6 protein-coding genes are annotated in these 4,467 nt (G+C 65.3%); 2 read left to right on the top strand and 4 right to left on the bottom strand.

Annotation, left to right across the window (positions count from 1 at the left end):
• Positions 1–50: 50 nt before the first annotated feature.
• A complete protein-coding gene (locus ACQEVO_RS16350) occupies positions 51–335 on the top strand; it encodes a hypothetical protein (protein WP_432913861.1) in 285 nt (94 codons plus the stop codon).
• 253 nt (positions 336–588) lie between these two features.
• Positions 589–1,452: an aldo/keto reductase gene (locus ACQEVO_RS16345; RefSeq protein ID WP_432913859.1), complete on the top strand. Its 864-nt coding sequence runs from the start codon at positions 589–591 to the stop codon at positions 1,450–1,452.
• Here the strand turns inward: ACQEVO_RS16345 and ACQEVO_RS16340 are convergent.
• From ACQEVO_RS16340 to ACQEVO_RS16325, 4 genes are all read right to left on the bottom strand, one after another.
• Positions 1,423–1,647 (bottom strand): hypothetical protein, encoded by a 225-nt coding sequence (locus ACQEVO_RS16340; RefSeq protein ID WP_432913856.1) that lies wholly within the window; start codon positions 1,645–1,647, stop codon positions 1,423–1,425. The two genes, ACQEVO_RS16345 and ACQEVO_RS16340, sit on opposite strands and share 30 nt — an antisense overlap.
• Before the next feature lie 184 nt (positions 1,648–1,831).
• On the bottom strand, positions 1,832–2,392 hold the full coding sequence (locus tag ACQEVO_RS16335; RefSeq protein WP_432913853.1) for a DUF4254 domain-containing protein: 561 nt from the start codon (positions 2,390–2,392) through the stop codon (positions 1,832–1,834).
• Positions 2,393–2,475: 83 nt separating this feature from the next.
• Positions 2,476–3,219 (bottom strand): sulfite exporter TauE/SafE family protein, encoded by a 744-nt coding sequence (locus ACQEVO_RS16330; protein WP_432913850.1) that lies wholly within the window; start codon positions 3,217–3,219, stop codon positions 2,476–2,478.
• 5 nt (positions 3,220–3,224) lie between these two features.
• Positions 3,225–4,373 (bottom strand): acetamidase/formamidase family protein, encoded by a 1,149-nt coding sequence (locus ACQEVO_RS16325; RefSeq protein ID WP_432913848.1) that lies wholly within the window; start codon positions 4,371–4,373, stop codon positions 3,225–3,227.
• Positions 4,374–4,467: the final 94 nt, after the last annotated feature.

Genomic DNA, 4,467 nt, shown 5'->3' with positions numbered 1-4,467 from the left:
TTCCGGGCATCGCGCCGGCCAAGGAAACGACAACGATTCGAGGAGCATCGATGAGGCTGAACCATCCCACCCGCGAGGAATTGATCCAGAACTTCGACGCCGAACTCGAGTCGGTGTGCAGTGGCGGCGGACTCCGTTCGGAAACCGGGCTGGACATGGAAACCGACGAGGCACTGTGGGCGATAGCCCGCGCGTATCCGGAGGTTTCCGACGAGTTGGTCGAGGCTGCGCGGCAGGCGTTCGCCGGCCAGCTCGACGGGAGCAATACTGTGCGGCACCGGGAGGAGCTGGCCCGCCAGCTCGAGGAGATGCGGCGTATCCGGGACGGCGAATGATGGAGTTGCCGGTATGGACCGCCGCGGAATCAGTCGAGGTGACCGAAGGATTTTCCAGAAAATGTCACGCCGGGCGGCGGCCGGAATCGCGGGGAGAATCACCTGGAAGGTGAAGGTCGCTGATTACATCGGTAGAAAAGCGCATTCTGCACAAGCGAGCTCCGAATCCTTGGGCTCCTGGGCCGTTTCGGTCAATTCTTCATGCCCGTAGCGTGACGATCGGGTGGATCGTTGGGAGTACTCCGATATGAATATGTCCTTCACGCTCGGTGGCGACCTGCCGGTGAATCGGATCGGCTACGGCGCCATGCGGTTGTCGGCCGTACCCGAGCCCGGGATCGAGTCGGCGGAATGGCCTGTTTGGCGGGCGCCGGACGACCGGGCCGCGGCGATTGCTGTGCTGCGCAAGGCCGTCGAGTCCGGGGTGAACCTGATCGATACCGCGGATTCGTACGCGCTGGGAGAGAACGAGGTGCTGATTGCCGAGGCATTGTGGCCGTACCGGGATGATGTGGTGATCGCTACGAAGGTCGGCTCGGCCCGGCCTTCACCGACGGAATGGGTACCGGTCGGAAATCCGGCATACCTGCGGCAGCAGGCCGAACTGAGCTTGCGCCGGTTGCGAGTCGACCGGATCGACCTGTTGCAGTTGCATCGCGTCGACCCCGGCGTGCCCCTGGCCGATCAGGTCGGTGCGTTGCATCAGTTGCGTTCGGAGGGCAAGGTCCGTCATATCGGTCTGTCCGAGGTATCGGTCGATCAGCTGCGTGAGGCCGAACGGATCACCCCGATCGCCAGCGTGCAAAACCTGTATAACCTGGCGAACCGTGGTTCCGACGAGGTCGTCGATTACGCGGCTGAGCGGGAGATGGCATTCATCCCGTTCTTCCCGGTCGCCGGCGGCGCGCATACGGGACCGGGCAGCCCGATCGCCGCCCTCGCGCAGGAAATCGGCGCCACTCCCGCACAGACCGCTCTGGCCTGGCTGCTACACCGTTCTCCCACAATGCTCCCGATCCCGGGTACGACCTCCTTGGGCCATCTGGCCGAGAATATCGCCGCGGCCGAATTAGCGCTGACCGACGTGCTATTCGAGCAGTTGTCGTCCAGTGTGTGATCTCCCGGCGCCGGGCATCGGCGCTATCCGGCGGATGCGCAGCTGGGCCGGCGACCAGGCCGTGTCTCCCGATGATCTGAGCCGTTCGAGGATGAGGGCCATGGTGAATCCCGCGCGGTAGGTCACAATCATCGTGTGGTAGCGGATCGCGACTCCACGCCAGTGTTCGGTCTTGTCGAATGCGCGTTCGGCCATGTTGCGACGCTTGTAGGCGACGGTTGTGTCGTGGGGTCCTCCGCCGAGTGAACCGATACCTGCTCGAGCCCTGCCTCGAGCAGCGGCGAATCCTCAACCTGACCGGACTTCAACAGCATGGTCAAACCCCGGCCGCCACCGCCGGTGGTGGTGTGGGTGTTGGTCGGCGGTCGATCGATTCGTACTATCGGGAGACACGAACTGGTCCGAGGATGGAAATTGTCGGGGCTCCTTCCGGCCTGGGCCGGGTGAAGCCGCTCGAAGCGATCAGAGGCGGGCCGTGCAGGGGGAGGCGTCGGGACCGGCGCGTGACCGCCGTCGTGAGATCGGTGTAGTCGTCGACCAATTCCGCAAGGCGATACCATGCGGTGTGCACGATCGGGGCGGATGGCTCGGTGTTCATCAACAAGTGAAACGCCCGAACCTGCTGAACGGCGATCCGGTCGATCACGGTGCCCAATGACTCGAAGTGCAAGGTCGCCTCCGGGTGAGCGAGCGGTACATGCTCGACCACCCAGCGATCTGCCTGCAGCGACAGTTGTGCGCGGGATGTGTATTTCGTGGAGGTTGGGCCGCGGAGATGCTGCTGGTGCAATTGCCCGAACTGGTGGGCGACCGAAGCGAGTGGGTGACGACCTACGTGTTGGCCCCGGATGGCCGACAAGAGTGCTTCTCCAGTGGGGAACAACGAATCCAATGGATCGGTGAGACGGGTGGCCCGTAGGATGGGAGGGCTGGAGGGCATCTCGGTCACCTCCGTGCGGTCGGGAGTTGGCGGCTCGCGGTCGATGAAAGGTCAGCACCGGCGCCGTGATGTCGTGGTCATGTTCAGATGAACAGCATGGCAATGCCTGCTCCGGTGCCGAAAAGGATTACCACGGCCCGGAATATGCTGGGTCGTAAGCGGTCGGAGATTTTCGCGCCGACCATCCCGCCGACCAGGCATGCGGGTCCGAGCACGGCGACAGACCACCATTCGACGGGGCCGAACAGCGCCACGGCCGCGGTCGCGGTGGTCGACACCGTCAAGGTGAGTGCACTTTTGAGGCCGTTGAGCCGGTTGATCGAGGCATCGATCCCGAGCGCGAGCGCCGTCAGCAACACGATGCCCATGCCGCCGTTGAAGTACGCGCCGTAGACCCCACCCAGAAAGACTCCTGTGAAAAGCCTGAGCCGGGAGTCACTGCCCTTCTCGGCGAGCCATCGCGAGATCATCGGCTGGGCAGCCAGCAGCGCCGTCGCCATCAACACCAGGTAAGGCACAAGCGTAGCGAAGACCTCGGGCGGCGCGGCCAACAGAGCGATCACACCGCCGAGCGCGCCGGCGGCGCCGGTGAGGACCAATCCCGGTAGCAGACTACGGTATTCGGCCAGCCGCGACCGCAGGGCGGCCGCACCGCCCAGGTATCCGGGCCAGACGCTGACGGCATTGGTCACCGTCGCGGCGACCGGTGGCAGGCCGGTGGCCAGCAGCGCCGGAAACGACAGCAAGCTGCCACCACCGGCGATGGCGTTGCAGAAACCGGAGCCGAAACCGGCCGCCAGCAGCAGAACCACGGTCAACGCGTCCATGGCTATCACACCCGCCCCAGGATGTGGCGCGCGAATTGCGTATCAGCGCCCGCGCCGAAGTCGGATCGGCGCACGGCGCCGTGTACCCCGCGCACCTGGTCTACCGCCTGAGAGATGGTGAAATCGGCGGCGGCGCTGAGATACAGATACGCCTGCCGGCGGTCGGCTTCGAACAGTTCGGTGACCAGGTCCACCGCATGGCCGACACATAATTCCAGTGCGGTGTTCAGGTCGGCGTGCATTCCGGTGGGGATCAGCAGCCCATGGGCGGCGGCAAACGGGCCGACCCGGCTACCGAACCCGCCGGCGACGTCGGACGCCGGGATCACGTCCACGGTCAGGGTCGCTCGCAGCGGTGCCTCGAACGCCGTCAACGCGACTTCGCCGTCCCCCTGGGCGAAATGTGGATCGCCGATATAGAGCAGGGCGTCGGGGACCTGGACCGGGAGGAACAGGGTCGCACCCACGGTGAGAAGTTTGATGTCGATATTACCGCCATGGGGTCCGGGCGGGACGGAATTCACGCGGGTCCCGGTGTCGGTGGCCACGCCGATGATCCCGAGGAACGGGGCGAGCGGGAACACGGCGTTCCCGGCCCGGCCGGTGGGGTCGAGTGGCAGGACACCGAACCACCGGTCCTCGCGCGCGTGGACGCCGCAGAACTGTCCGTAGTCGCCGTCGAATCCGGGCCGGCCGGCCAGTACTCCGTGGCCGTGCCGGGTCGACACCACCCCGTATGGGGCGCGCATGGTGAGATCGTCGATCCGGACCGCCAGCAGATCTCCGGGACGCGCACCGTCGATCGCGATCGGACCGGTGACGATATGCGGACCGGCATCCGGTTCGTGTCGCCGCCGAGCCGCCACGGCAATCGTATCCTCGAGCACCTCTGTGTGTGTCACACCGTGGTTTCCGAAGTAACGCAACGGATCCGAGCCCTGGTCTTCGAGCATTCCCTCGTGACTGATGGTATCGATCACCACCCGCGACCCGGGTGCGATCGTGGCTACTGCGGTATCCGTCCGGCCGGGCAGCCGGCCCCAGAGCACCTCGCCGGGATCCACCGGCACATACACGGTGCCGGGGGCGATTCCCGAGCCCGGCTGCAACGCTGGGAATGCGGCGGTGTAATCTTGTTTGGTCAGCGGATTCACCGTGACCTCCTCATTGATTGAACTGGCCGGTGCATCGAGAGCCGACAGCTGTCACCGTCCGCTCGGGACCTGGCCCGGGTGGCCGATGTCCTCG

The organism is Nocardia sp. CA-290969 (assembly GCF_050936135.1).
In the GTDB taxonomy this organism is placed as follows: domain Bacteria; phylum Actinomycetota; class Actinomycetes; order Mycobacteriales; family Mycobacteriaceae; genus Nocardia.
This window is presented reverse-complemented; position numbering and strand designations above follow the sequence as displayed.